General features: G+C 31.9%; 21 protein-coding genes, 1 tRNA gene, 1 other RNA gene and 1 pseudogene. 9 read left to right on the top strand and 15 right to left on the bottom strand.

Features of this window, described 5'->3' with window-relative positions:
* The 5 genes and pseudogenes from dnaA to CVIC12175_RS00025 all read left to right on the top strand — a co-directional run.
* Nucleotides 1–1,311 (top strand): chromosomal replication initiator protein DnaA, encoded by a 1,311-nt coding sequence (gene dnaA, locus CVIC12175_RS00005; protein ID WP_086247437.1) that lies wholly within the window; start codon nucleotides 1–3, stop codon nucleotides 1,309–1,311.
* 133 nt (nucleotides 1,312–1,444) lie between these two features.
* On the top strand, nucleotides 1,445–2,515 hold the full coding sequence (gene dnaN, locus CVIC12175_RS00010) for a DNA polymerase III subunit beta (protein ID WP_086247436.1): 1,071 nt from the start codon (nucleotides 1,445–1,447) through the stop codon (nucleotides 2,513–2,515).
* Nucleotides 2,516–2,553: 38 nt separating this feature from the next.
* Entirely contained in the window at nucleotides 2,554–4,866 is a 2,313-nt protein-coding gene (gyrB, locus tag CVIC12175_RS00015) for a DNA topoisomerase (ATP-hydrolyzing) subunit B (protein ID WP_086303056.1), read from the top strand.
* A gap of 8 nt (nucleotides 4,867–4,874) precedes the next feature.
* Nucleotides 4,875–5,318 carry a preQ(1) synthase gene (gene queF, locus CVIC12175_RS00020; protein WP_086257282.1) on the top strand — a complete coding sequence of 148 codons (444 nt, stop codon included), beginning with the start codon at nucleotides 4,875–4,877 and terminating at the stop codon, nucleotides 5,316–5,318.
* Nucleotides 5,318–6,502, top strand: a pseudogene (locus CVIC12175_RS00025) (HD domain-containing protein); the annotation flags it as partial. The gene queF and the pseudogene CVIC12175_RS00025, both read left to right, overlap by 1 nt.
* 33 nt (nucleotides 6,503–6,535) lie before the next feature.
* Here CVIC12175_RS00025 and ffs read toward each other — a convergent pair.
* An RNA gene (gene ffs / locus CVIC12175_RS00030) (signal recognition particle sRNA small type) lies at nucleotides 6,536–6,633 on the bottom strand.
* 46 nt (nucleotides 6,634–6,679) lie between these two features.
* Between ffs and CVIC12175_RS00035 the strand changes: the two genes are divergently transcribed.
* Nucleotides 6,680–7,108, top strand: coding sequence for a hypothetical protein (locus CVIC12175_RS00035; protein ID WP_086247434.1), 429 nt, complete (start codon nucleotides 6,680–6,682; stop codon nucleotides 7,106–7,108).
* Between the two features lie 175 nt (nucleotides 7,109–7,283).
* Here CVIC12175_RS00035 and CVIC12175_RS00040 read toward each other — a convergent pair whose 3' ends face one another.
* The 11 genes from CVIC12175_RS00040 to CVIC12175_RS00090 form a co-directional block, all read right to left on the bottom strand.
* The gene (locus CVIC12175_RS00040; RefSeq protein ID WP_086315731.1) at nucleotides 7,284–8,348 is read right to left on the bottom strand and encodes an ATP-binding protein; all 1,065 of its coding nucleotides are present in this window, start codon (nucleotides 8,346–8,348) and stop codon (nucleotides 7,284–7,286) included.
* Complete coding sequence (locus CVIC12175_RS00045) at nucleotides 8,345–8,914, bottom strand: ribonuclease HII (protein ID WP_086257280.1); 570 nt, start codon at nucleotides 8,912–8,914, stop codon at nucleotides 8,345–8,347. Before CVIC12175_RS00045 ends, CVIC12175_RS00040 begins: the two co-directional genes overlap by 4 nt.
* A complete protein-coding gene (locus CVIC12175_RS00050) occupies nucleotides 8,907–9,878 on the bottom strand; it encodes a DUF475 domain-containing protein (protein WP_086315732.1) in 972 nt (323 codons plus the stop codon). Before CVIC12175_RS00050 ends, CVIC12175_RS00045 begins: the two co-directional genes overlap by 8 nt.
* Nucleotides 9,879–9,920: 42 nt before the next feature.
* Nucleotides 9,921–10,631, bottom strand: coding sequence for an AMIN domain-containing protein (locus tag CVIC12175_RS00055; protein WP_086249406.1), 711 nt, complete (start codon nucleotides 10,629–10,631; stop codon nucleotides 9,921–9,923).
* 6 nt (nucleotides 10,632–10,637) lie between these two features.
* Nucleotides 10,638–10,907, bottom strand: coding sequence for a hypothetical protein (locus tag CVIC12175_RS00060; protein ID WP_086315733.1), 270 nt, complete (start codon nucleotides 10,905–10,907; stop codon nucleotides 10,638–10,640).
* A complete protein-coding gene (gene eno / locus CVIC12175_RS00065; RefSeq protein WP_086257278.1) occupies nucleotides 10,904–12,154 on the bottom strand; it encodes a phosphopyruvate hydratase in 1,251 nt (416 codons plus the stop codon). The genes CVIC12175_RS00060 and eno overlap by 4 nt, the downstream gene beginning before the upstream one ends.
* Nucleotides 12,154–13,191 carry a recombinase RecA gene (recA, locus tag CVIC12175_RS00070; RefSeq protein WP_086247427.1) on the bottom strand — a complete coding sequence of 346 codons (1,038 nt, stop codon included), beginning with the start codon at nucleotides 13,189–13,191 and terminating at the stop codon, nucleotides 12,154–12,156. The genes eno and recA overlap by 1 nt, the downstream gene beginning before the upstream one ends.
* A gap of 236 nt (nucleotides 13,192–13,427) precedes the next feature.
* On the bottom strand, nucleotides 13,428–14,996 hold the full coding sequence (locus CVIC12175_RS00075) for a flagellin B (protein ID WP_086315734.1): 1,569 nt from the start codon (nucleotides 14,994–14,996) through the stop codon (nucleotides 13,428–13,430).
* 530 nt (nucleotides 14,997–15,526) lie between these two features.
* Nucleotides 15,527–16,390 (bottom strand): methionyl-tRNA formyltransferase, encoded by an 864-nt coding sequence (locus CVIC12175_RS00080; protein ID WP_202819651.1) that lies wholly within the window; start codon nucleotides 16,388–16,390, stop codon nucleotides 15,527–15,529.
* Nucleotides 16,391–16,409: 19 nt separating this feature from the next.
* Nucleotides 16,410–17,252, bottom strand: coding sequence for a deoxyribonuclease IV (gene nfo, locus CVIC12175_RS00085; protein ID WP_086315735.1), 843 nt, complete (start codon nucleotides 17,250–17,252; stop codon nucleotides 16,410–16,412).
* Entirely contained in the window at nucleotides 17,249–17,734 is a 486-nt protein-coding gene (locus CVIC12175_RS00090) for a hypothetical protein (RefSeq protein WP_086315736.1), read from the bottom strand. Before CVIC12175_RS00090 ends, nfo begins: the two co-directional genes overlap by 4 nt.
* Nucleotides 17,735–17,847: 113 nt before the next feature.
* Between CVIC12175_RS00090 and CVIC12175_RS00095 the strand changes: the two genes are divergently transcribed.
* The 3 genes from CVIC12175_RS00095 (at nucleotide 17,848) to CVIC12175_RS00105 (ending at nucleotide 21,714) form a co-directional block, all read left to right on the top strand.
* Nucleotides 17,848–17,922, top strand: a tRNA-Glu gene (locus CVIC12175_RS00095).
* A gap of 172 nt (nucleotides 17,923–18,094) precedes the next feature.
* Complete coding sequence (locus CVIC12175_RS00100; RefSeq protein WP_086257167.1) at nucleotides 18,095–20,161, top strand: motility associated factor glycosyltransferase family protein; 2,067 nt, start codon at nucleotides 18,095–18,097, stop codon at nucleotides 20,159–20,161.
* Complete coding sequence (locus tag CVIC12175_RS00105; RefSeq protein ID WP_086256380.1) at nucleotides 20,158–21,714, top strand: methyltransferase regulatory domain-containing protein; 1,557 nt, start codon at nucleotides 20,158–20,160, stop codon at nucleotides 21,712–21,714. Before CVIC12175_RS00100 ends, CVIC12175_RS00105 begins: the two co-directional genes overlap by 4 nt.
* Before the next feature lie 6 nt (nucleotides 21,715–21,720).
* On the opposite strand, the gene CVIC12175_RS00110 is transcribed toward CVIC12175_RS00105, so the two are convergent.
* Genes CVIC12175_RS00110 through CVIC12175_RS00120 form a run of 3 tightly spaced genes read right to left on the bottom strand, consistent with a single transcriptional unit; the run spans nucleotide 21,721 to nucleotide 24,545 of the window.
* Nucleotides 21,721–22,989, bottom strand: a complete 1,269-nt coding sequence (locus tag CVIC12175_RS00110; RefSeq protein ID WP_086247668.1) for a (Fe-S)-binding protein — start codon at nucleotides 22,987–22,989, stop codon at nucleotides 21,721–21,723.
* A complete protein-coding gene (locus CVIC12175_RS00115) occupies nucleotides 22,990–23,730 on the bottom strand; it encodes a pyrroline-5-carboxylate reductase (RefSeq protein WP_086257166.1) in 741 nt (246 codons plus the stop codon).
* Nucleotides 23,727–24,545 carry a DUF5718 family protein gene (locus CVIC12175_RS00120; RefSeq protein ID WP_086257165.1) on the bottom strand — a complete coding sequence of 273 codons (819 nt, stop codon included), beginning with the start codon at nucleotides 24,543–24,545 and terminating at the stop codon, nucleotides 23,727–23,729. Before CVIC12175_RS00120 ends, CVIC12175_RS00115 begins: the two co-directional genes overlap by 4 nt.
* Between the last annotated feature and the right edge of the window lie 3 nt (nucleotides 24,546–24,548).

Here is a 24,548-nt window from a genome sequence, read left to right on the forward strand (position 1 = left end):
TTGCTAGGCAAAGAAGCACTTGATATTTTAAGTCAAGAGATCTCAAAAAGTGAAGTAGATAACTACATTTCACAAATCAAATTTAGCGAAAAAGGCTCAAACTCTCAAAGAGTCGTTTTTATCGCTCCAAATGAGCTTATAGCTAAATTTATACAGACAAAATATGCAAATAAACTAGCTAACATATATGAGATTCATACTGGTTCAAAACCACAAATTCTCATCACTACACAAAAAGCAGATCTAAACAAAAAATCAAAAGAGGTAAATGTCAAAGAGATAAGAAGTCAAAGCTCTTTATTAAACCCTAGCTATACATTTGATAATTTTGTCGTTGGAGATTCAAATCAATTTGCATTTATTAGCTCTAAACAAGTAGCAAATAATCCTGGAAAAGCATATAATCCACTATTTATTTACGGTCCTACTGGACTTGGCAAAACGCATCTTTTGCAATCAATTGGCAATGAGTGTTTAGAAAATGGCAAAACTGTAATTTGTATCACAAGTGAGCAATTTACAAGTGATTTTATACGCCATCTTGAAAATCGCACAATGAATAAATTTAAAGAAAAATATCGTAATTGCGATGTTTTACTCATTGATGATGTGCAATTTTTTCATAAATCAGAAAAGACTCAAGAGGAGTTTTTTCACACCTTTAATGAAATTCACGCCAAAAAAGGTCAAATCGTAATGACCTCTGATAAACCACCAAAGATGTTAAAAGATTTTGAAGAGAGACTAAAGAGTCGATTTGAGTGGGGATTAATGGCTGATATTACGCCGCCTGAACTTGATACTAAAATCAGAATTATTAAAACAAAATGTGAATTTGATAAGATAGAACTAAGTGATGATATTATCGAATATATCGCCTCAAATATGGGTGATAACATAAGAGAGATAGAAAGTGCAATAATAAATATAAATGCATTTGCTAATATCATGCGTCAAGATATCACTTTAGAATTTGCTAAAAATGTAATAAAAGATCAAATAAAAGAGAAAAAAGAGGCAATAAGCCTAGAAAATATCATAAAATATGTATCTCATGAGATGAATATTAAACCAAGTGATATAAAGAGTAAAAACCGTACAAAAAATATTGTAGAAGCTCGTAGAATTTGTATATATCTAGCCAAAACTCTCACTCCAAACTCTATGCCTCAGCTTGCATCACACTTTGGATTAAAAGACCACAGTGCAGTAAGCCACAATATCAAAAAAATAAATAATTTAATGGAGAGTGATAGCTACTTTAAAGCTAGATTAGAAGAGTTAAAAAATAAAATATTATCAAAGGAATAGTGAATATGTGTGAAAATTCTCTTATGAGTTTTTCAATAAAATTTATCAGATATTACGGCGTTTTGTGTAGTTATTCACAAAATCAACTAAACAACTAAAAATAAAAAATAAAATTTAAAAATAAAGGCAAAAAATGAAAGTTTTAATCAAAAAAAATATTTTAGAAACAATAATAATAAATACAAATTCATATCTAGATAAAAAGGATCTAAGTTCTATAACATCTCATATATTTATTAGTGCTAAAGATTCACTTCTTACAATTAAAGCTACAGATAATGAAATAGGCTTAAGCTATAAAGCTTCTAATGTAAATATTATTGATGAAGGTATAGCTACTGCAAATGGTAAAAAACTTCTTGATATAATCAAAAGTCTAAAAGATGGCGAAGTAATGCTAGAGACAGTACAAAACCATCTATATATCAAACAAAATAACTCAAAATATAGATTACCAATGCAAAAAGCTGATGATTTTCCAGATTTTCCTACACTTGAAAATAAAAAAAGATTTAATATAAATGCAGCAAATTTAAGTAAAAGTCTAAAGAAAATTACAAATTCAATTGAAAATACAAACTCTAAAATAGAATTAACTGGTGCATTAATAGATATAAAAAATGATAGTATAAATTTAGTTGGAACAGATACCAAAAGACTTAGCTTATATACTTTAGATATAGAATCACAAAGTGAGCAATTTAGTATAATAATCCCTAAAAAAGCTATAGTTGAAATTCAAAAAATATTCTATGAAAATATTGAAATTTACTATGATGAAAATATCTTTATAGCTATTAGTCAAAATTTTGAATTCTTTACAAAATTAATAAATGGCCGCTATCCAGACTATACAAGAGTAATACCAAAAGAGTCTAAAATAAATATAAACCTAAATAGAGAAAAGATGATAGAAGGAATTAAAACTATCTCAATGTTATCTGAAATTATCAAAATTACTATAACTCCAGAAAATATAGCATTTGAAAGTATTAATAATGACAATAGCGAAGCAAAAACTGTAATAGAACAAAACTTCGATATAGATGAAAATATAGTCTTAGGTGTAAAAAATAGATTTATATTAGATTTCTTATCAAGTATTGAAGATAGTGAATTTACTTTATCTTATAATGATCAAGGTCTTCCATTTGTACTTAGCTGTGCAGAGTTAAAAACAGTAATAATGCCTATAAATGTTTAAGGATTAAAATGCAAACAAATCAAAATTTAGATGAGCAAATGAAAAAAGATTATGGTGCTGGAAATATTAAGGTTTTAAAAGGGCTTGAAGCTGTTAGAAAACGTCCAGGTATGTATATTGGTGATACTAATATAAATGGCCTTCATCATATGATCTATGAAGTAGTAGATAACTCTATAGATGAAGCTATGGCTGGACATTGTGATACAATTGATATTGAACTTACTACTGATGGTTCAGCTATTATTACTGATAATGGTAGAGGTATTCCAGTAGATATTCATCCAACTGAAAATATATCAGCAGCCACTGTTGTTTTGACAGTTTTACATGCTGGTGGTAAATTTGATAAAGATACATATAAAGTAAGTGGTGGTTTGCACGGTGTTGGTGTATCAGTTGTAAATGCTCTATCTAAAAAGCTTGTTTTAAATATCAAAAGAGATGGCAAACTTCATCGTCAAGAATTCGCTGCTGGTATTCCTCAAACTGATTTAGAGATTATAAAAACAACAAACCGCACAGGTACTAGCGTGGAATTTTGGCCTGATGAGACTATATTTGAAGTAACTCAATTTGATAAAGATATTTTAGCTAAAAGATTTAAAGAACTTGCATATTTAAATCCAAAAATTACTATAAATTTTAAAGACCAAAGAGATGGATTTAAAGAGTCATATCATTTTGAAGGCGGGCTTGAAAGTTTTGTAACTGATATGAATAAATCAAATCCAGTAAGCAAAGCTGTAAGCTTTAGCGGTGGTGAAGATGATGTTATAGTTGATTTTGCTCTTTTATATAATGAGACATATAGTGAAAATTTATTAAGCTTTGTAAATAACATTAAAACTCCAGATGGTGGTACTCATGAAGCTGGATTTAGAGCTGGGCTTACTAGAGCTATTACAAACTACATTGCAGCAAATGCTTCAGCACGTGAAAAAGATACTAAAATAACTGGAGATGATATTAGAGAAGGGCTTATTGCTGTTGTTAGTGTAAAAGTTCCTGAACCTCAGTTTGAAGGACAAACTAAAGGTAAGCTTGGTTCAAGTTATGTAAAACCAATTGTTCAAAAAATGAGTTTTGAAGTATTATGTAAATATTTTGAAGAAAATCCAAATGAAGCTAAAGCCATTATGAATAAAGCTTTAATGGCAGCTCGTGGTAGAGAAGCAGCTAAAAAAGCTAGAGATCTAACACGCAAAAAAGATAGCCTAAATAGCGTAGGTACTCTTCCTGGTAAATTAGCAGATTGTCAAAGTAAAGATCCAAGTGAGAGTGAAATTTATTTAGTTGAGGGCGATTCTGCTGGTGGTTCAGCCAAACAAGGTCGTGATAGAGTATTCCAAGCTATTCTTCCACTTCGCGGTAAAATTTTAAATGTAGAAAAATCAAGATTAGATAAGATTTTAAAATCTGAAGAGATTAAAAATATGATAACTGCATTTGGTTGTGGAATTGGTGATGAATTTGATGCTAGTAAGTTAAGATACCATAAGATTATTATTATGACCGATGCTGATGTAGATGGTAGCCATATTCAAACTCTACTTCTTACATTTTTCTTTAGATTCCTTACACCAATTATAGAAAATGGTAATGTTTATTTAGCTCAACCACCACTATATAGATATAAAAAAGGCAAAAAAGAGATCTATTTAAAAGATGAAAAAGCTTTAAATGAGTTTTTAATTGAAACTGGAATCGAAAGTGAAGATTTTGAAGGAATTGGTAATAATGATTTAATAGATTATCTAAAATTAATTAGTGCTTATAGAACAGTTTTAAATGAACTTAAAAAGCGTTTTAATGTATTAACTGCCATTAGATATATGATCGAAAATCCTGATATTATCAGCAAAGAATTTAAAGAGCTATTTGAAATTATCAAAAGTGAGCTTGAGAGTCAAAATTATAATATCTTAAATTCATATGTAAATGAAGATGAGATTAGAATATATGTCCAAACACCAAATGGACTTGAAGAGTTAATTATCAATGATAGTTTATTTGTTAATCCTTTATATATAGAGGCTGTGCATATATATTCTAAGATGAGAGAGCGCGATATAGATCTTGATGGAGATCCTTTAGAAGTTTTAGAAAATATAGAAAAAAGTGCTAAAAAAGGTGCTTATATACAGCGTTATAAAGGTTTAGGTGAGATGAATCCAGAGCAGTTATGGGAGACTACTATGAATCCAGAAAATCGCCGTTTGCTTAAAATTGATGTAAAAGATATACAAAGTGCAAGTGGTGTATTTGAATTATTTATGGGTGATGAGGTTGAACCAAGACGCGAATATATTCAAGCTCATGCTAAAGATGTTAAACATCTAGATGTTTAAGGATTAAAATGGAAAATTTAAAATACGGTGAAAAAATTATAGCTGAATTTGATCTTGATAAGGATTTTGAAATATGGCCAAATAGTGCAAATAAAGACTATGCAATCCATATTACTCTTCCTGAATTTGCTTGTTTTTGCCCAAGAAGTGGATATCCAGATTTTGCAACAATTTATGTAACATATGTTCCTGATAAATTCGTAGTAGAGTTAAAAGCACTAAAACTATATATCAATAGTTTTTTAAATCGTCATATTAGTCACGAATCAAGCGTAAATGAAATTTATGATACTTTAGATAGTAGATTAAAACCAAAATATTTAAGAGTTGTAGGTGATTTTAACCCAAGAGGCAATGTCCATACAGTAGTTGAAGTTGATAGCAATATGTCAAGAGAAGAAAAATATGATACAAGTTCTATCACCACTCAAAGTAGTAGGAAATTTAATTAATGATAAACTCAAAGCTTATTGAGCATATTTTTAAAGCAGCTAATATCTCAAGATGGAATGACTATCCTAAGATGGTTGATCTAGTAGAGTTAGATAAACAAGCTCATAAATTTATCATCGCATATTTTATCGCAAAGCTTGAAAATGATGTAGATATGCGTTATATAATTGAAGGTGGAGTTTTTGAGTTTTTAAGTAGAGTTATAGTAACTGATATTCGCCCAGATGTATTCCATTATATACAAAAGAATAAGGCTGATCAGATAAATAGCTGGATTTTGACAAATTTAGAGCCATTAATAGAAGATATTGATGAAGGTAAATTTTTAGAGAGATTTAAAAGCTTTCAAGAAGATAAAGATCATCAAAAAGAGAAATTAATCTTAAAAGCTGCAAGCTATTTAGCTACAAAATGGGAATTTAGTATAGTATATCAAACTAGCAAATTTTTAAATGATATAGATGAATTAAAACAAAAAGTAGATGAAGAATTAGAGGATTATTATGAGCTAATTGGCGTAAGGAAAATCGCTATGAATCAAAAATTAGCTCGTATAATTGATTTAAGTGGTCGTTTAAGATTTCAAAAGCGTTGGGCGCAAACTGAGCGAATTCCAAAGACCGCAGTTCTTGGTCATATGCTTGTAGTAGCAATATTTGGATATTTTTATTCATTAAAAGTTGGTGCAAATTCAAAAAGATTAGAAAATAATTTTTATTGTGCTTTATTTCATGATCTTCCTGAGAGTTTAACTCGTGATATCATTAGTCCTGTTAAATATGGTATAGATGGATTAAATGAGATAATTAGCGAGTATGAGATGAGACTCATTGAAGAGAGAATTCTTCCATATATACCACAAAGTTTTAGGGCAGAGTTTAGCTATATTTTAGGCGTTAGAGATGAAAACGGAGTATTAAAAAAAGATGAATTTGAAAATAGAATTTGTCGCACAACTTCGCAGCCATATCATGGAAGTATGAATAATGTAAATAGTGATGAGTATAATAGTATCGATGGCAAAGCACTTAAATATTGCGATAATTTAGCTGCTTTTGTAGAAGCTGGATTGTCTATTAGCTACGGGGTTAAAAGCAAAGATTTAGTTAAAGGGTTTAAAAATATAAGAGCTAAATTTAAGAAAAATCCAAAAATCGAAGGTGTAGATTTTGATAAAATTTGCATAGAATTTATGAAAGATTTAGATATAGAAAACCTCTCCCCAGATGACTGCGGCACACACCTGTAAAAAGTGCTCTGCTATGTTCCCATCCTGAAGCGGTGCTTTTTAAAAGCATTGCACAGGTCTAAGGAAAGGCAACTTGGATTATATCTATATTTTACTTAAAATAGGATTATGATGAGCTATAAATTACATTTTTTATCTATTTTTCGTGAGTTATTTGTCCCACATTATCGATCACTAGAGTTTAGAGCTAAGATTTTAGCAGCTATGTTAATTGCTAAAAAAAACCTTGTAGATAGTGATTATGAAGATGTAGCACAAATAGCAAAAGATATTTACGGTGATGATAAAAAGCGAATCCATATTCTAGTTCAAACGGTCAAAGAGTATGTAGATAAGGCTACTCAAGGCGGTGAGTTAAATTTAGATAGTTTATTAAAAGATATAGATTATGAGCTAAAAAATATCAAAAGATATGTAAAAAAGATTGATTTTGCAGACCTTAGAAGATTAATGATTAATAGCGATGAAGTTGATGCGCATTTCCAGCAGCAAGTTTATGAGTTTTTCTTAAATGAAGTTAAAATTTATTCGAATAATTAATTTTTAATTATTTAAATTTAAATCATATTATATTGCATAAGTTTATAAAATATAGCTTTGATATTAAAATTTATTATATAAAAATCCATAATCACTATTAATTTAGTAGATAGTAATCTTTATCTATTTTTACTTAAAATAATATTTGACTTTTAGTATCGTATTGGATTTGTAGTTAACTAAGCCCTACAGCCCACTGCCAAAATGGCATTACATTATATGTGATTTTTTCAAATTTAGCTGTTTGACTTTGTGAATTTGAGATTATATCTACTCTTTTTAGACCTAGTTCATTGCAGTGGTTGCTTAGTTTTTTAGCTTTTAGTATTGCAAGTTCAGATGGCAAAAATGGCAAAATCAAAATCCCATAACTCATATTAGGGATGATAAAATCAATTTGATTGCTATACTTTATCTCTTTTTTAAGCTTTAAAAGTTCGCAAAATACCATATTTGCTATTGTTGCTTTGGGATCTTTATGTAGGCTAAGAGCTGATTTTAAAGCAAAATCACTAAAATATACACGCTTTAGAGTGATACTATCATTGATATGCAAGATAGTTTTTATGAGATTTTGATCTTCTAAATCAGCTATATTTTGATAAAGTTTATCTTTGCTAAGCTTTATATGAGCTTTTAAATTTTTATAAATTTTAAATGAATTTAGTGGTTGATGCATAAAATTTGCGATATTTGCTAATATCTTGATATTTAAATCACCTTTTGATGCTTTTATATGCTTTTGTAAAAATGCTGTAGTTTCAAATTCGCTTAAAAATGGACTAAAAGCCAAATTCCCACGAATTAAAAAGTGACTAAAAAGCGTTCTAGCTTCATAATTTTTACGATAAAATAGTATAAACTCTTCATAATCTAGCCCGAATATTTTAAGCTGATTTAATCCATCTATATGCAAAGAATTTAGATCAGTAGAGATGATAATATTATCACAAATAGGCAGTTCTATTTTGGATTTTAGATTTTCAATTGCTAAGGCTTTGATATTTTTAGCCTTGATAAACTCATTTAAGTTATTAAGTTCTATACCAAAACTTCGTATATCATCTAAGTCTATATATAAAAAATTATCAAATTTACTTAAATGATTTAAAATTAATGAGCTTTTGCCACTTCCATTGGCCCCTTTTAGTAGAATTTTAGAGCCTTCTATGTGTATTTTTCGCTCTAAAAACTCTCTTGATTTTGGCGGGTTTTGATATAAATTTTCTAAGATATTCAAATTTCATCCCCAAATAGCGAAGCCTCAAGTGCTTTTGGTTTAAAACTTTGTCTAGTTAATTCATTTGGGCCATATTTTTGTAGTGCTTCTATATGAGCTTTGACTCCATAGCCTTTATGTTTTGCGTAGCCAAAGTATGGATAAAAGCTATCAAAACGGCACATTTGCAAATCTCTACTAACTTTAGCAATTATACTAGCAGCGCTAACTTGTGGAATTTTAGCATCAGCTTTAATAATTGTCTCAATCCCATCAATACCATAATTACAGTTTCCATCATATATTATTTGATATTCTCTAAAGTGAAATTTAATCACCCTTAAAGCTCGTCTTAGACAATTACTAAGCCCGATTTCATCTATAATTTTATTATTAAAATATATGGTTATAAAATCGCATTGTTGGATTAAGCTTGTATATATTTGTTCTCTTTTTTTAGGAGTTAGCTTTTTAGAATCAGTTAAATTTAACTTACTTACATCGCTATTAAAAGCACATCCACATACAACTAGCTCACCAGCTAAAGCGCCTCTACCGGCTTCATCTACACCACAAATATTAGCCATGAAATTTTCTTTTATACAAAGAGTGAATAAAAGCCAAAGCTATAAAAATCAAGCTAGTAGTCCCAGTAATAATCTCGCTAACTTCATGAAATACTTTTATAAACATTATTATCGCAAGAGCTAAAATTGCATAGTGAGCACCGTGTTCTAGGTATATAAAGCTCTCAAGAATCTTTTGCCTAACCATATAGATAGTAAGACTTCTTACAAACATAGCCCCAATACCAAGCCCGATCATAATAATAAAAATATCTTGACTCATAGCAAAAGCTCCAATAACTCCATCAAAGCTAAAGCTAGCATCTAAAACTTCAAGATATAAAAAACCCATTATCCCGCTTTTTACTCCACTAGTGCTAAACATCTCATCAAACATCTCTAACCCAAGATGAAGTAACACAGCGCTAAAATATGCTATAGCATAGGTTGGATTTTGAGTTAATGCAATAAGAACTATACCAGCTAAAATGGCAATAGATAAGATTATATTTTTAGATTTAGTAAGGATTTTGATTAGATAATTATCCTCTAATATTCCAATCCATTTAATCTCTTTTTCTTCAAAGAAAAATGAGAGAAAAACCATAAGCAAAAAAGCACCACCAAAGATATAAATTTGATTTTTATTATTAGAAAGAGCATTGTGATACTCATCTGGATTGTTAAGAGCTAAATTTAGCGTTTGAATCATCTGCATATCTGCAGCTATTGAGACTATTAATATAGGAAATAAAAATCGCATACCAAAGACAGCAATAGGAATTCCATATATGATAAATCTTCTTTGCCACGCAGCACTCATACCACGAAGAACCCTAGCATTTACTACAGCATTATCAAAGCTTAAACTCACTTCTAAAATAATAAGAAGTATGCATATATAAACAGCTATAAACCCGCCTAAAAAATATGCAGCTACAAGTCCTAAAAATGTCAAAATAAATGATGAATAAAAGTACTTCATATAAGCCTTTTGGGTAATTTAGCCTTAAGCTAAAGGCTAAATTTATCTAAGTGTTAATGTATATCCATTGCCACTTTGGCGAATAGCATAGTGGTAATTACCATCTAAAAATAAAACAACTCTATAATAGCCTTTGTGAGCTCCAATTGTTGCTTTTTTTAGTGGGCCTTTATTGACTTTTATAGTTTGTGTGCTAAATTCAACATTTTTCTTAAAATCAATTACAATTTTATCAGGTTTATTAATGATAAAATCTCTTATCATCTGATCTTTATTGATAATCTCAATTTTTGAATTAAATATATCAAATTTTATCAAATCCATAAATGCCACACTCTTTAGTGGTGGTTCTATCTTTGGCGGTATGCTAAGAGGCTTTGGCGCAGCTTGTTTGGCAGCAGCTTGTTTGGTCTGTTCATCAGTAGTTGTTACTGATACATCAAGAGCTGGAGTGGCTTCATCTGTTACTGGTGATTGTGATGAGATTACGATATCATCATGCCAGTCAAAGCTTGCATTAATATCAATACTTTTTTGTTTAATGCTACCATCTACTGATTTATAGCTAAAAGTCGCACTTACTAACTCTCTAGCATCACTTGGGAATTTAGCTATTACTTTATCTAGCTGTGGAGCGTTTTGGTTTATATTTGTTGAGTCTAATGTAGTGATATTGATATCATCAGGGACAAAAGGATTTTCTCTAGCTATTAAGGCTAGAGTACAGCTTGCTATTAAAATAATTTTTTTCATTTATACTCACTTATAGCTATCTGGATCAAGTCCAATTAGCTCAAAATACTCTTTTTGTAGAGCCGAATTTAGCTCTTGATATTTTTTTACCTCATTATTTAGGGTAGCTTTTTGCTTTTTTAAGTCGTATAACACAGTTGCTGAGCGACTCCCAAAAAAGACATTGCCAACATATATTGCAAATATTACTGTTGCAAGTACTAACAAAGAGTATGCCACAACCTTTCTAAGGGAGCTAGATTTTTTGCTATCTAGCTCAGCTAAGATTGGATTCAAATTTTATCGCCTAGATACTCGCTAGTTTCGCACTCGATTTCTAGTAAGCGATTGTATTTAGCATTTCTTTCGCTTCTACTAGTTGCGCCAGTTTTAATCTCGCCAGTATTTAAAGCCACAGCAAAATCAGCAATAAAGCTATCTTCGCTTTCTCCACTTCTATGGCTCATAATACAGCGATATCCGTTCCTTTGTGCTAATCTTACTGTTTGCATTGTTTGGCTTACTGTGCCTATTTGGTTTGGTTTGATTAGTATAGCGTTTGCGATTCCTTTTTCAATTCCCTCTTTTAGGATTTTTTCATTTGTTACAAATAGATCATCGCCTACTAGTTGAACTTTGTTACCTAGCTTATCAGTTAGAATTTTCCAGCCGTTCCAGTCATCTTCACTTAGACCATCTTCGATTGAGAATATAGGATATTTTTCACATAGTGCTGCGTATTTTTCTACCATTTGCTCACTTGTAAATTCTCTACCTTCAAGTTTATATACTTTACCATCATAAAGTTCGCTAGCAGCAACATCTAAAGCTAGTTTGATCTGTTCGTTTGGTTTATATCCAGCTTTTATTATAGCTTGCATAATTAATTCAAGTGGCTCTTCATTATCTTTTAAATTTGGAGCAAATCCACCCTCATCTCCAACTGCAGTGCTATGTCCAGCATCGTTTAGTAGTTTTTTGAGAGTTTGGTATATTTCAGCTGCAGCACGAAGCGCATCGCTAAATTTATCAAAACCAAATGGCATAATCATAAACTCTTGAAAATCAACGCTATTATTAGCATGTGCGCCACCATTTATGATGTTAAACATCGGAACTGGTAAAATAGTAGCATTAGCTCCACCAAGGTATCTATATAGTGGAAGTTTGCGTGAATTTGCTGCTGCTCTAGCTACTGCCATAGATACGCCTAAAGCTGCATTTGCACCGATTTTACTAAAATTTTCAGTACCATCTAGGGCAATTAGCGCATCATCAATTGCTTTTTGATTTAAAGCATCTTTACCACATAACTCTTCAGCTATCATTGAATTTACATTTTTAATTGCTTTTAAAACGCCTTTACCACCAAATGCATCACCGCCATCTCTAAGCTCTAAAGCTTCTCTTTTTCCTGTGCTTGCGCCACTTGGTACAATTGCTGAGCCAGTGCTTCCATCACATAGAGTTACAAAGGCTTTTATTGTTGGATTTCCACGACTATCTAAAACTTCAATTGCTTTTATATCTTTAATTACTGGCATTATTCTTCCTCGCTTTCATTTTCATCATCGCTTCCGCTACTCATAATGCTATCGCCCATATTTTCGCGAATTTTATTTGTTATCTCATCAGCAACATTTAAATTCTCTTTTAAAAAGGCCTTAGCATTTTCTCTACCTTGACCTAGTTTGGTGCTTTCATAGCTAAACCACGCACCGCTTTTATCGATTATATCTAGTTTTACACCATAATCTACGATTTCACCTTCTTTGCTAATTCCCTCACCAAACATTATATCAAATTCAGCTACTTTAAATGGCGGAGCTACCTTATTTTTTACTACTTTGACTTTAACTCTATTGCCAATTGGCTCATCGCTTTGTTTTAGAGTAGCTACCTTGCGTACATCTAAACGGACTGAAGCGTAAAATTTAAGTGCATTACCACCTGTAGTAGTCTCTGGAGTACCATATCCCATAGCACCGATTTTCATACGAATTTGGTTAATAAAAACAACCGTAGTTCCCATTTTATGGACGATACCAGTTAGTTTTCTTAGGGCTTGACTCATTAGTCTTGCTTGTAAGCCTACATGTTGATCACCCATATCGCCTTCTATCTCGCTTTTTGGCGTAAGAGCTGCGACACTATCTACTATGATTAAATCTACTGCGCCACTTCTAGCTAGAGTCTCTACAATATCAAGAGCTTGCTCACCAAAATCTGGCTGAGATATATAGAGATTATCAGTATCTATACCTAGATTTTTAGCATATTTGACATCTAGTGCGTGTTCTGCATCGACAAAGGCACAAACTCCGCCATTTTTTTGACATTCGGCGATTAGATGAAGAGTAAGAGTAGTTTTACCACTACTTTCAGGGCCATAAATCTCTATAATTCTACCTTTTGGCACTCCGCCGATACCAAGAGCAATATCAAGACCGATTGAGCCAGTACTAATTGCATCTATAGACTCTATCTCTTTATCTCCTAGTCTAAGCACAGTACCTTTACCAAAAGCTTTATCTATCTGCTTCAGAGCTAAATCAAGGCTTTTTTTCTTATTTTCGTCCATAATTTTCCTCATTGTTTTGGTTATGAAAATAGGGTTATTTTATCTTAAAAAAGCTAATAGGCTAATAAAATTTGATATTAAATTTAAATTTATAAAGAGTTTTTAGATTGAAGTGTTGATTTTGAATTTAATATTTTATAGCATTTGATTGAATTAAAAATTATTACAATAATAAATAAAATAAAATATTTAACCCCAAAGAGACTAGATTTAGTCTCTTTGGGTATTTAATTAGATTACTGAAGCAGTCTTAAGATGTTTTGTTGTACTGAGTTAGCTTGACTCATAGCATAGCTACCACTTTGAGCTAGGATATTAAATTTAGAGAAGTTTGCACTCTCACTAGCAAAGTCTACATCTCTTATTTGAGATTCAGCTGATTTTACATTTACTTGGGTAACTGTAATATTGTTTATAGTAGCTACAAGCTGATTTTGAACCGAACCTAGATCAGCTCTTAATTTATCTAGAGTTTTTCTAGCTGCTTCAGCTACATCTATCATAGCTTGAGCGCCACCATAGCTATTTACACCACCTACTTGATCTACCCAACCATCAACTGAAGCTCCACCATTAAAGAAGCCCATAGCTTTAGCCATAGCAGCACTAATCGTGCCAGAGTTCATATATTTAAGATTTACACTTGATTGATTATATGCATCAGAAGCATCAGAAGCATTTGTTATTGCTGCATTTCCACTAAAAATAGCTGAAGCAACAGTAGACATACCATTTAAACCCACTTTAATATCTCTAGCATCTTGGCGTATAAATGTAAGCTGCCCTAAATATAATGCTCCTCCGGCCGTATTTCCAGTTGGCTTTCCAGCAACTTGACTAAATCCACCAGTTGATTTTGTATCAATTCTAATAGCTCTACCATCTTTAGCTGCTAGAACTAATTTACCATTTTCTACGCTAGCTTCCACGCCAGTTTCATCTTTTTTAGCGTTGATTGCTCCGATTAGTACAGCGTCGCTATCGTTTGCTTTAACAGTTACATCGCCTATCATTACACCATTTATCTCTAAACCGTGCAATACACCACCAGTTATAGCACCAGACATAATTTGAGTATTATTAACTTTAACTTTTACACCAGTTTTATCTGAAACTCCGTTCATCATCTCAGCTACAGCTTTATAACCATCTGTTTTTAACACGCCATTGCTAATAGCTTGAAACACATAGCCATTAGGATATCCATCTATACCACTAAGTTTTACAGTTAAATCACCAACAGCAGCACTTACGGCTGATACATGAGTATTTAAAGTAGTCTCAAACCTAGTATGTCCAATAGTATTTGAGTTTGTAGCACCTATACTTACTTTAGCTGTTTCATTACTATAAGCACCAATTTGGAAGTTTTTATTTGAGAAATTTCCATTTAGTAGTTGTTGGCCATTAAAGCTTGTAGTAGTAGCTATCATATCTAGCTCTTCAAGTAGTCTGCTAATATCATTTTGAAGTGCTCTTCTAGAGTCACTATTTTGACCATCTTGTGCTGCTTGGATAGCTTTAGTTTTAATAGTATCAAGTATTTTAATCTGTTCATCCATAGCTTTATCTGCAGTTTGAACAATACCAATTGCATCATTACCATTAGCAATTGCTTGACCTAAAGAGTTAGCTTGGCTTTTTAATGAATCAGCAATAACAAGACCAGATGCATCATCAGCTGCTGTTTGAATTCTAAGACCTGAACTTAGGCGACCAAGTGAGCTAGTAAGCTCTCTATCAGTAATAAGTGAGTTAGCATGTGCATTCATAGCTGCAATGTTAGTGTTAATTCTAAAACTCATTGTATATCCTTTAAAGTAAAATATTTGGCTTAAACTTAATCCTTTGTTTAAGCATATACCATTATATCGCACACAATATTAATTTATTTATATGGGGGGGGGGGGGAATTTGATATATTTTTCATAAAATTTGCAAATTTCTTTATAAATTTAATAGAATTTGAGTTAAATTTGATAAATGTAACTATTTTATCATAAGATGAAATTTGAGAAATTTTAAAGAATTTAGCCAAATAGTTAAAATGTAATGCAAGTGTAATTAAATTTAAGAGATTTGAGGTTTTAGTTGAGAATAAGGGGAGAGATGGGTGGTTATTGTTTGGTAATTAGTGATTATTTGAGTTGGGATTACTACTAAATATTATAGTGGCAATGGTTTTGCAATGATTGGAGTTTGGGCTATCATTGCAAAAATAAGGATAATTATAATTTTAAAGTTATAATATTAATGCATTATAATATTAGCAGATATCACCAAGTAAATCTATCACCGATTTTTATCTTATCATCATATTTAAATTCTGTAATCTCTAAGGCTTTATCTTTGCACTTGACCAAAATCCACTTGAAGTAAGCCCTACAATAGCGCCATTTATACACTTATAATTTGGAGCATCTAAGTGATATATAGCACGCGATATCTTCATCTCTTTGTCTTTTAGTGTTGTTCTAGCAATTGGGCCAGGATGAGTTATAGCGCGTATTAGATTGAAGATTTCTCTAGCAGTTTGATCCCAGTTAATAATCTCATCGCCAATTTTTCGCTGAGTGCAATAAAAGCCATATTTATCAATGCTTGATTGTTTAGTAGTTTTAAAATCTTTAGATAACATCATCTCTAATGCTTGGCATAGAAGATTAGCGCACTCTGTATGAGCTGTTTGAAGTAGAGTATTATAGTCATCGTTATCGCTGATTTGGTAGAACTTTTGTAAGATTATATCGCCTGTATCTATGCCTTCATCTATATAATGCACTGTGATACCAAAGCTTTTTTCATCATTTATTAACGCCCAGTTTAAAATATTTCTACCACGGTAAAATGGCAAAGCTCCAGCGTGGCAGTTGATCGCCTTTAGTGGAGTAAGGTTTATTAATTGCTTTTTAAATATCTGATCAAAAGACATAGATACCAATATATCGCAGTTAAATTTAGTAATTTTAGCGATGAATTTAGGCGAGTTTATATCTTTATCTTCTAAAAGTTCTATGCCATAATCTTTAGCAAATTTAGCTAGAATTTTATCATTTGAGCCATATCTAGTGCAGATAAAGCTAATTTGCATATTTGGATTTTGTATAATCTTTTTAAAAGCATTATGCGCCCAAATTCCATCAGCAAAGTAGCCAATTTTTAGTATTTTATTAGGGCTAGAACCCCCCCCTATAATCATAACAACCTCCTAAATTAAATTAATTTACAAAATTTCTAAGCATTTGAATTTCATCAGCCCAGATACTCTCATCTATGGTTTCTAAAATTAATGGAATCTCATCTATATTAGGATCATTCATTATGCATTTAAAAGCCTCTTTGCCAATAAGTCCTAATCCTAGGCTATCGTGGCGATCTTTGCGTGAGCCAAGTGCGCCTTTGCTATCATTAATATGCATTCCACTAAGATATTTATATCCTACTATTTTATCAAATTGAGCCATTGTTTGAGCATAGCTATTGCTATCTCTAATATCATATCCACTAGCAAAAAGATGGCAAGTATCTATACAGACTCCTACACGGCTACTATCTTTACTCATAGCAATTAAAGCTGCAAGGTGTTCGAATTTATATCCTAAGTTGCTGCCTTGACCGGCAGTATTTTCGATAACTAGCTTAATATTAGATGATCTTTCTAGTAAGGAATTCATCTGTGAGGCGATGAGTTCTAGACACTTATCTTCGCTAATTTGCTTAAGATGTGAGCCTGGATGAAAGTTAATAAGTTCAATGCCTAGCTCTTGACATCTATTTATCTCATCTAAAAATGCATTAAAACTCTTAGCTCTAGCTTCCTCATCTGGATGGCCTAAATTTATTAAATAGCTATTATGTGCTAAAATATGCTTAGGTTTAATGTTGGCTTTGGCTAAATTTGATTTAAAATCATTTATATCTTTTTGGGTTAGTGGTTTTGCGCTCCATTGTCTTTGATTTTTGACAAACAGAGCAAAGGCGTCAGCCTTGATATTTGCGGCATTTTGTGGAGCGTTTGCTACGCCACCACTTGCGCTGACATGCGCTCCGATTCTTTTCATTGTAGCTCTCTTATTATGATTTTTACTCTATTTTTGTTATCTATAAATTTTATCAAATTATCACAAACTTCGTATTTTATCATTTTATTAATTATATTTTGTTCAAACCCGCAACTTGTCTGCTTAAGAGTATTGCTATCATAAATTGGGCGTTTGGAGATTATATCATCCATAATTTCATCATAGTGAGTAGATTTTAGGTATTTGGTATTAAATATTTGGCGATTATAGCAAACGCTATTAATGCATATATTTTGGGCTAATTTTAAATTTAAAATCACAGCACCGCTGCTATAAATTTGAATTTGGCTTTCATTTGCGTAGTGATGGATAAATCCAGCATCACTAATGCGAAAATCAGGAGTAATAAAACTAAATAAAATACTATTAGAACGCTGTGGCTGATGTGAAAAACAACCTAAAAATAGTATAGAAAATAGCAATAAAATAGCAAATTTAAAACCAAATTTATAGATACTCAAAGCCAAACCTTTTAATAAAGTTGGTAAATTATACATCTTTTTTGTAAATCGCTATGATATTTAAGTCTTATTTAAGTCTTATTCTTGTATAATTCCACTCACACAACCGCAGTGGCCCCTTCGTCTAGCGGTTAGGACATCGCCCTTTCACGGCGGTAACACGAGTTCGAGTCTCGTAGGGGTCACCACTTCATTTTTTTAATCTCGTTTTTTTATTACTTTCTTATTTATTTTTATTAAGTTATCATTTAATTTTATTAATTTTAAATTTATTTTCTATTTATTCTTTAAATTAAGCCAAATTTGACTACAATAAAGCCTAGAAAATCCGATATAAAAGCTAAATTTAAAAGGAAAATTATGCAAAATGGTGAAAAAAAAGATATTAATGAGTTAAAAAACGACATCTCAAAAAAAGATGAACGAGATCTAACAGAAGATGAGAAAAAGTTCAAAGAACTAGATGCCAAAATAGCTCAAAAAATCCAAAATGAAGAAGAGATAACAACCCTTGATAAAAACATAACTGCAATGATGCCGTATGCTATTGATACATCTCTTACGCTTTTTGGTCTAGAAGAAAATAAAAAATTTGGCGTATATATGGGTAAGGATCCGCTAGATTTAAATATCATAAATCTTGAAACTAAAGAGTATCTATATAATAGTCCAGCTAAAGATGTAGAAAAGAAGATAATCGAGTTTGAAGAGGAGTATGCCAGACATAGAGCATTATTTATCTATGGAATTGGCAATGGTGTATTTTTAAAATCGATTTTGGCTAATCCAAGCCATAAAAAGATCTTTGTATTTGAACCTGAGATTGAAATATTATATGCTGCACTTAGCTTGATTGACTTTTCTAGGGATATTTTTACCGATAGGCTTGTTATTCTTGATTCGCATAAGGTTACATTTTTGCAATTTTATATTATATGTAAAATGCCTGATGTATTTCATAGTTTTAGGCTGTATAATATGCATATTATAGATGATTATTATAATAATGAAAAATATCAAGAAAATATCTTAGAGTTAAATAAAACAATGCAAAAAGCAATTGTTCAAACCTTATATGAACGTGGTAATGATTCTAAAGATTGTCTATTAGGTATGATTCAAACAACTCAGCACCTACCAGATGTATTTGGCGCTATACCTCTTAGAGATATTATCAATAAACGCAAAGGCAAGATTGATTCAGCTGTAGTTGTATCTACTGGTCCATCACTGCACAAGCAGCTTCCAATCCTTAAAAAGCTAGCTCCATATACTGTAATAGTAGCAGTAGATGCAAGCTATCCAATTTTAAAAGAGTATGGGATTAAGCCTGATTATGTTACTTCGATTGAGAGAATTCAGCCTACTCCAGATTTTTTCAAACCTGCTAGAACTAAATTTGATGATGGAATAATTTTTGTCGTAGCGTCTCTTACTCATCATGAATCAGTAGAAAATTTACATGATAAAGATGTTTGTTATGCTATGAGACCGCTTAATTATGAGATGAGTTTTAAAGATTTTAAATTTGGCTATATCGGTGGCGGACAAAGTGCTGCGCATATGGCATGGAATATAACTCAAGCTTTAGATTGTAAAGATGTAATGCTAATAGGCCAAGACTTAGCATATGGAGAAGATGGCACTAGCCACTCTAAAGGGCATATATTTAAAGAGACAGAGATTCCAGTAGAAGAAGTGCCTATAATGACTACAAAATATGGCGGACAAGGCGAAATTCAAACTACTTTTGTGTGGAATTTATTTAGGCAGTATTTTGAGCATAATATCGCAATGCTACAAAGAAGCAATCCGGACTATAAGCTATATAATTGTACAGAAGGTGGCGCAAGGATAGAAGGAACAACTGAGGTGCCATTTAAAGAGATGGCTGAAAAGATTATCGCAAAAGGTAAAAAGAAAAACTTTAAGCCTATTATGCCAATAAGCAAAGAAAAACAAGAACAGCACCTTAAAAAAGCGATTAAAAACATAACTGGAATTTTCAAAACTGGCCATAAAATTCAAAAAAAATGCGAACGCCTATATCTAAAAATTGCCAAAGAGATAGAAAAAGGCAAAAAGCTAAAAGAGCAAGATAAAGCAGATAAAATCAACTATGATAAGTTACAAAAACTCTCATTTGAGATTGATAGCCTAAAAGAATATGTCTTTAAAGATAAAATTTTTATGTCTTCATTTTATGGAATTTGTGGTGCGATGCTAAATAGCCAAGAGTTAGAATTGGCTGTAATTTCAGCTCGTAGAGCCGATACTGATGAAGAAAAAAACGATAAATTGTTTGAGTGGGTTTCATGCCAAAGCTACTGGATATTTAGTTTAGCTGGAAGTATAGATGCGACTTTAGGCAAACTAGCTGATGCGGCTAGTGGATTTATGGATAGCCATAAATTATTAGAACAATGATAAATAAAGATATTAAATCTACTTATGATGAGCATACTTATGACTCATACTCATATGGTCAGACATGGATAGATTATCTATATGCTGTAGCTAGATTACATGGCCTAGCTGCTAGTGATCCATATAGCTCTAATATACTTGAGATAGGGTGTGCTATGGGTGGCAATATTATTGGCCAAGCTATAAATCACCCAAACTCAAATTTTATAGGAATCGATCTAAGTAGCGAACAAATTGCTATAGGTAAGCGTGCTATTGATGGTATAGGATGTACAAATATTAAGCTAATTGAGATGGATATTTGTAATTTAGTGAGCGAATTTAAAGGCAAGATTGAATTTGATTATATCATCTGTCATGGGATTTATAGCTGGGTGCCTGATTTTGTGCGAAGTGCGATTCTTGATAGTTGCAAGGAGCTATTAAGCAAAAATGGTGTAGCGTTTATTAGCTATAACTGTTATCCAGGGTGGAAATATGTAGAGCCATTACGCGATTTTATGCGATTTAGTGCTGTAAAAAGTAGTGGAAATGTGGCTGATTTAGAACCTGGATTAAACGCTATAAAATTCCAAAAAGCTTTTTACGCTAAATATATGCCAAATGAATCAAGTGCAACGCATATTAAAAGTTTAAATTTAGAGTATATAAATCATATTCAAAGCTATCCAAAAAGCTATGTAGCTCATGAATATATGGAGATTTGCAATCAGCCATTTTATTTTTTAGATTTTGTAGCTGATGCAAATGATCATGGGCTTTGCTATATAGCAGATGCGACATATCATTTTGATCCTTCGTTTTTACCTGATGGTGCTATAAGTCAGTATTTTAAGCTATCTTTTGATGATTATATATCTGCAAATCAAGCTTATGATTTTTTATATTCTATTAGATTTAGAAGCTCAATCATCACTAAAGCGCAAAACCAAAATACTCTAATAACAAGTGATGAGCATAAGGCAGAGTTTATAAAAGATCTACATTTTAAACTCACAAAACCAACCCCACAGCTCATAAATTCAGCTAAAAATACATATATCGAGCCACTAGCAAAGGCTTTAAATGATCTATTTCCTGCTACTTTAAGTTATGATGATGTAAAAGCAGTTTATCCAAAAGATGATATTGTATTTAGATATTATGATATTAGAACTGTAACAAATAATGCTCTTACTATCACCTATAAGCCTTGTAAAAAGCTTTTGTATATTCCAGGTAAAACTAGGTTAAAAAGTGCTTATATACCATATCTAAAATATTTTTTAGAAAATGATTGCGCAATTGGAGTGGCAACTCCATTAAATGATAGATTAAATGCAGATAAGCATACGCTTGAACTTGCTTTAATGTTTGATGGAAACCATACTACAAAAGATATCTATAATCATATAAAAGCTAAATTTGAACAAGAGAAGTTAATCCCAACTATCCAAAAAGATGGTAAAAATATTCCACTCCAAAGCCCAAAAGAGCAAAGCCAATACTTCAAAGATGCAGTAGAGACTATCAAGCTATCACTAATTAATGGCCTAATGTTAGAAGAGTACTAAACTCTTCTATAAGGCATTTGCGATTAACTCTATTGGATTAGCGCATTTTGTGCTGCTACCATGAATATGCAAGGCGTTGTTTAGCTGCATTTTACATGCGCTACATTCACTTCCTACGCAGCTAGCATCTACGGCGTTTATCTGCGCGGCTCTGCTTTGACCAGCTTGGCGACTTAGGTGATATTTTTCACTTTGCATTGTTACACCACCAAACCCACAACAGCTATGATTATCACTCATCTCATTTAATATATATGCACGCTTTAAAAGCTCTCTTGGCTCTTTCCACACGCCTTGCATTTTTCTTGCGTGACAAGGGTCGTGATATGTTATTTTAGTTTTTTGTTTGTTTTTATTTTTTTCATCTAGAATTTGAGCTAAATTTGTAAATTTGACAAAATATTCAGTAGCTAGATATATCTTTTTACTTATATTTATCGCTCTTTGTCTCCACTGCTCATCATTGTGAAAATAGTGTTCATAATCAACCTTTATCATCGCTGAACAGGTCGCTTCAGGAATTATAATGGCTTCTATTTTGGAGCTATTAATTAAGCTTTCAAAATACTCAATATTTTTTTTAGCTAGATAATCAACTGTGTTAAAATCTCCTGTAAAATATGCTGGAGCCGAGCAGCACCCTTGCGATTTCATCAAGTGAGCATTTATTTTTAACTCTTTTAAGATTTTTAACAATCCTTTTCCGATATCGGTATAAGCGTAGTTTCCCATACAGCCAATAAATATCCCAATAGTTTTATCTCCGCCATTATCTATAAATTCAGGGTTTGAGTTTAAAAAGCTCTTTTTAGATGCAGTTGGCAAAAGGCGTTCTTTTTTCATCATTGGAAAGCTAAATCTTGGGCTCATATTGCCATCTTTAATCTTAAATCCACAGCTTTGAAATACATAGCCAAGTCGTGCTGCAATATCCATAATCTTTCTATTTCTAAGCAACCAAAAAAATGCTCTTTTATACCATGCAATTCCAAATTTAGCTGCTATATCGGCTCTTACATTTTCTATCATAGTATCAGTTGGCAGTGATGCTGGGCAGTCTTGAACGCAATTAGTACATAAAAAACAGCTCTCAAAAACATCTTTTAAATCCTTATCAAGCTCAATCTCACCCCTATGATATGCGCCTAAAAGATCTAAAAACCCTCTAGGACTTCTAACCTCATCGCCGCTAATTTTATATATCGTGCAGTTTGGTTTGCACTTTCCACATTTGACACACGCATCGCTTACTGCGCTAAAATTATAATTTCCCATTTATCCTCTTTGTTTTGTCAAACTTGAATTTACTGCTTGCATAAAAGCACTTCTAACTCCAGCTTTTTCAAGCTCATACACGCCCTCAATTGTCGTTCCAGCTGGCGAGCAAATGCTATCTTTTATCAAAGCCGGATGAGTATCATTAATTAAAGTAGCAAAACTAGTAAATAATCCACTTGTCATCGCCTTAGCGTCATTAGTTTTAAGTCCTGAGCGAACAGCAGCATTGCTAATAGCTTCAGCTACTAAGGCTAGATATGCTGGAGCACATCCGCTAATTATACTTGCAGCATCAAATTCAGCCTTAGAGTCAAATTTAACCGCCTTGCCAAAACCATTTAAAATATACTCTATATTATCTGTTTGTGCATTTGCCATATATGGATTAATGCTAGCTCTATTTTTGGCTGCTATATTTGGTAGGCAAATGGCGTGAGCGTCTGAATTTAATGTTTGAATTTGCTCTAGATCAGTGCGTGCTAGAACGCTAATTATTAAATTTGCTTTACCGTTTATAATATTGGCAAACCATTTAAACGCATTTGGTTTAATGGCTAAGATAATATTTTTGCCATCTATATTGTAATTATCATCAATAATCTCAATTTCAAATTCACTACTTAAACTTTGTAGTTTAGGGTTAGCTCTACTAGCTAAAGTAACGCTAAATCCAGAAGACTTTAGCCCTTTAGCCATTGCTAGACCCATATTCCCAGCACCAACTATTACAACTTTCATCTTACTTCCTGTCTTAGTAGTGAGACATCGTTTGGTAGTTTTGAGCCGTTTTTAATAGCATTTGTGATAGTATCTAGATCAAATTTAGTATGATCAAATGCTACTACATAGCAGATATCTCCAGATTTTAGATATCTGTTTTTGCCAGCTTCTTCATATCTTGTAGCTCCAATTGTGATTAACATCTCTTTTGGATAGTTGGCATTTTTTAAGATATTTGATAAATTTTCTAATACAGCATAATCTTGTTGAGTATTTAATTTATCTTTTATCCACTCAAGAAGCTTTTGATAAAAGTATGAATATCCACTTAGTTTAGCACATTCTCCATATCTGATAAACTCATCTTTATTTTGCAAAAATGATACTAGACTATAATTATCGCATACTCCTCCTATGCTAAATTTATCTATATCAATCTCATTGCCAAAACCTTTTGAGCCAGTGCTAAAGTTTTTCTTTTGTGAAATTTTAGTAGCTGTTGTATCGTTTCTTACTGAGGCATCATTAAAAGCACAAAATTTAATTGGTTTTATATTTAAAACCTTGTTATTTTCATATTCTAAAAGACATCTTAATGCTATTTCTGGTTCCATCTGTACATTTAAATTTATATCTTTAGGTAGATGTAAAATATTATTATCAATGCAATACCTACTCAAAAAGCTATCATGCCCATTTACATAAAAAGGAAAAATTCCCTTAGGTGCGTACTCATCATCGGTTTTAACTAGTGCAAAATCATCGGCCTCACCAGCTTGTTCTAGATGTAAAGCAAAATTTCCAGCTATACCAAATCCTATAATCTCTTTCATTTA

The sequence above is a fragment of the Campylobacter vicugnae genome (assembly GCF_002139875.1).
Classification (GTDB): Bacteria; Campylobacterota; Campylobacteria; order Campylobacterales; family Campylobacteraceae; genus Campylobacter; species Campylobacter vicugnae.

Excerpts from the sequence above, each read along its gene's own strand:
- dnaN (WP_086247436.1), top strand. The coding sequence starts at position 1,445 with ATGAAAGTTTTAATCAAAAAAAATATTTTAGAAACAATAATAATAAAT.
- gyrB (WP_086303056.1), top strand. The coding sequence starts at position 2,554 with ATGAAAAAAGATTATGGTGCTGGAAATATTAAGGTTTTAAAAGGGCTT.
- queF (WP_086257282.1), top strand. The coding sequence starts at position 4,875 with ATGGAAAATTTAAAATACGGTGAAAAAATTATAGCTGAATTTGATCTT.
- CVIC12175_RS00035 (WP_086247434.1), top strand. The coding sequence starts at position 6,680 with ATGAGCTATAAATTACATTTTTTATCTATTTTTCGTGAGTTATTTGTC.
- CVIC12175_RS00045 (WP_086257280.1), bottom strand. The coding sequence starts at position 8,914 with ATGGCTAATATTTGTGGTGTAGATGAAGCCGGTAGAGGCGCTTTAGCT.
- CVIC12175_RS00050 (WP_086315732.1), bottom strand. The coding sequence starts at position 9,878 with ATGAAGTACTTTTATTCATCATTTATTTTGACATTTTTAGGACTTGTA.
- CVIC12175_RS00055 (WP_086249406.1), bottom strand. The coding sequence starts at position 10,631 with ATGAAAAAAATTATTTTAATAGCAAGCTGTACTCTAGCCTTAATAGCT.
- eno (WP_086257278.1), bottom strand. The coding sequence starts at position 12,154 with ATGCCAGTAATTAAAGATATAAAAGCAATTGAAGTTTTAGATAGTCGT.
- recA (WP_086247427.1), bottom strand. The coding sequence starts at position 13,191 with ATGGACGAAAATAAGAAAAAAAGCCTTGATTTAGCTCTGAAGCAGATA.
- CVIC12175_RS00075 (WP_086315734.1), bottom strand. The coding sequence starts at position 14,996 with ATGAGTTTTAGAATTAACACTAACATTGCAGCTATGAATGCACATGCT.
- CVIC12175_RS00080 (WP_202819651.1), bottom strand. The coding sequence starts at position 16,390 with ATGATTATAGGGGGGGGTTCTAGCCCTAATAAAATACTAAAAATTGGC.
- nfo (WP_086315735.1), bottom strand. The coding sequence starts at position 17,252 with ATGAAAAGAATCGGAGCGCATGTCAGCGCAAGTGGTGGCGTAGCAAAC.
- CVIC12175_RS00100 (WP_086257167.1), top strand. The coding sequence starts at position 18,095 with ATGCAAAATGGTGAAAAAAAAGATATTAATGAGTTAAAAAACGACATC.
- CVIC12175_RS00105 (WP_086256380.1), top strand. The coding sequence starts at position 20,158 with ATGATAAATAAAGATATTAAATCTACTTATGATGAGCATACTTATGAC.
- CVIC12175_RS00110 (WP_086247668.1), bottom strand. The coding sequence starts at position 22,989 with ATGGGAAATTATAATTTTAGCGCAGTAAGCGATGCGTGTGTCAAATGT.
- CVIC12175_RS00115 (WP_086257166.1), bottom strand. The coding sequence starts at position 23,730 with ATGAAAGTTGTAATAGTTGGTGCTGGGAATATGGGTCTAGCAATGGCT.
- CVIC12175_RS00120 (WP_086257165.1), bottom strand. The coding sequence starts at position 24,545 with ATGAAAGAGATTATAGGATTTGGTATAGCTGGAAATTTTGCTTTACAT.